At 53.9% G+C, this 2,979-nt stretch carries 1 rRNA gene; it reads right to left on the minus strand.

Going from position 1 to position 2,979, the window contains the following annotated elements:
- Position 1: 1 nt before the first annotated feature.
- A 23S ribosomal RNA gene (locus FQV26_RS18640) occupies positions 2 to 2,932 on the minus strand.
- Positions 2,933 to 2,979 lie beyond the last annotated feature (47 nt).

The raw sequence follows: 2,979 nt of genomic DNA on the forward strand, positions 1-2,979 counted from the left end.
TTTGGTTAAGTCCTCGATCGATTAGTATTCGTCAGCTGCACGTGTCGCCACGCTTCCACCTCGAACCTATCTACCTCATCGTCTTTGAGGGATCTTACTTGCTTGCGCAATGGGAAATCTCATCTTGAGGGGGGCTTCGTGCTTAGATGCTTTCAGCACTTATCCCGGCCACACATAGCTACCCAGCGATGCCCTTGGCAGAACAACTGGTACACCAGCGGTGTGTCCATCCCGGTCCTCTCGTACTAAGGACAGCTCCTCTCAAATTTCCTGCGCCCGCGACGGATAGGGACCGAACTGTCTCACGACGTTCTGAACCCAGCTCGCGTACCGCTTTAATGGGCGAACAGCCCAACCCTTGGGACCGACTACAGCCCCAGGATGCGATGAGCCGACATCGAGGTGCCAAACCTCCCCGTCGATGTGGACTCTTGGGGGAGATAAGCCTGTTATCCCCGGGGTAGCTTTTATCCGTTGAGCGATGGCCCTTCCATGCGGAACCACCGGATCACTAAGCCCGTCTTTCGACCCTGCTCGACCTGTACGTCTCGCAGTCAAGCTCCCTTCTGCCTTTACACTCTGCGAATGATTTCCAACCATTCTGAGGGAACCTTTGGGCGCCTCCGTTACTCTTTAGGAGGCGACCGCCCCAGTCAAACTGCCCGCCTGACACTGTCTCCCATCCCGATCAGGGATGTGGGTTAGAATTTCAATACAACCAGGGTAGTATCCCACCGACGCCTCCTCCGAAGCTGGCGCTCCGGGCTCTCTGGCTCCTACCTATCCTGTACAAGTTGCACCAAAATTCAATATCAGGCTACAGTAAAGCTCCACGGGGTCTTTCCGTCCTGTCGCGGGTAACCTGCATCTTCACAGGTACTATAATTTCACCGAGTCTCTCGTTGAGACAGTGCCCAGATCGTTACGCCTTTCGTGCGGGTCGGAACTTACCCGACAAGGAATTTCGCTACCTTAGGACCGTTATAGTTACGGCCGCCGTTTACTGGGGCTTCAGTTCGCACCTTCGCTTGCGCTAAGCACTCCCCTTAACCTTCCAGCACCGGGCAGGCGTCAGCCCCTATACGTCACCTTACGGTTTTGCAGAGACCTGTGTTTTTGCTAAACAGTCGCCTGGGCCTATTCACTGCGGCTCTCTCGGGCTATACACCCTACCAGAGCACCCCTTCTCCCGAAGTTACGGGGTCATTTTGCCGAGTTCCTTAACGAGAGTTCACTCGCTCACCTTAGAATTCTCTTCTCGCCTACCTGTGTCGGTTTGCGGTACGGGCACCTCCCGCCTCGCTAGAGGCTTTTCTTGGCAGTGTGAAATCAGGGACTCCGAGGTAAACCTCTCGCCATCACAGCTCAGCGTTACAGGAATGGGATTTGCCTCATTCCACGCCTCACTGCTTGGACGTGCACAACCAACGGCACGCTCTCCTTATCCTTCTGCGTCCCCCCATTGCTCAAACGGCGGGGAGGTGGTACAGGAATATCAACCTGTTGTCCATCGTCTACGCCTATCGGCCTCGACTTAGGTCCCGACTAACCCTGAGCGGACGAGCCTTCCTCAGGAAACCTTAGGCATTCGGTGGACGGGATTCTCACCCGTCTTTCGTTACTCATACCGGCATTCTCACTTCTAAGCGCTCCACCAGTCCTTGCGGTCTGACTTCAACGCCCTTAGAACGCTCTCCTACCACGGACATCGTTGATGTCCATCCACAGCTTCGGTAATCCGTTTAGCCCCGGTACATTTTCGGCGCAGTGTCACTCGACCAGTGAGCTATTACGCACTCTTTAAATGATGGCTGCTTCTAAGCCAACATCCTGGTTGTCTAAGCAACGCCACATCCTTTTCCACTTAACGGATATTTGGGGACCTTAGCTGGTGGTCTGGGCTGTTTCCCTCTTGACTACGGATCTTATCACTCGCAGTCTGACTCCCAAGCATAAATCACTGGCATTCGGAGTTTGTCTGAATTCGGTAACCCGGGATGGGCCCCTAGTCCAAACAGTGCTCTACCTCCAGGATTCTCTATCTTGAGGCTAGCCCTAAAGCTATTTCGGAGAGAACCAGCTATCTCCAGGTTCGATTGGAATTTCTCCGCTACCCACACCTCATCCCCGCACTTTTCAACGTGCGTGGGTTCGGGCCTCCAGTAAGTGTTACCTTACCTTCACCCTGGACATGGGTAGATCACCTGGTTTCGGGTCTACAACTGCATACTCTGTCGCCCTGTTCAGACTCGCTTTCGCTGCGGCTCCGCCTTCTCGGCTTAACCTTGCATGCAATCGTAACTCGCCGGTTCATTCTACAAAAGGCACGCCATCACCCATTAACGGGCTTTGACTACTTGTAGGCACACGGTTTCAGGATCTATTTCACTCCCCTTCCGGGGTGCTTTTCACCTTTCCCTCACGGTACTGGTTCACTATCGGTCACTAGGAAGTATTTAGCCTTGGGAGATGGTCCTCCCGGATTCCGACGGAATTTCACGTGTTCCGCCGTACTCAGGATCCACTCTGGAGGGGCAGGGTTTTCGGCTACGGGGCTATTACCCGCTGCGGCGGACCGTTCCAGGTCGCTTCGCCTAATCCTGCCTTTTGTAACTCCGTATAGAGTGTCCTACAACCCCAAGAGGCAAGCCTCTTGGTTTGGGCTGATCCCGTTTCGCTCGCCGCTACTCAGGGAATCGCATTTGCTTTCTCTTCCTCCAGGTACTTAGATGTTTCAGTTCCCTGGGTCTGCCTTCTCATGTGCTATCAATTCACACATGGATACTGCCCGATTAAAGGCAGTGGGTTCCCCCATTCGGAAATCTCCGGATCACAGCTCACTTACAGCTCCCCGAAGCATATCGGTGTTAGTGCCGTCCTTCTTCGGCTCCTAGTGCCAAGGCATCCACCGTGCGCCCTTTCTAACTTAACCAATGGTCAATTAAAAAGTTGTGGCCAATGGCCACGCGTACATAGATT

Source organism: Planococcus sp. CPCC 101016, from assembly GCF_007859295.1.
Classification (GTDB): domain Bacteria; phylum Bacillota; class Bacilli; order Bacillales_A; family Planococcaceae; genus Planococcus.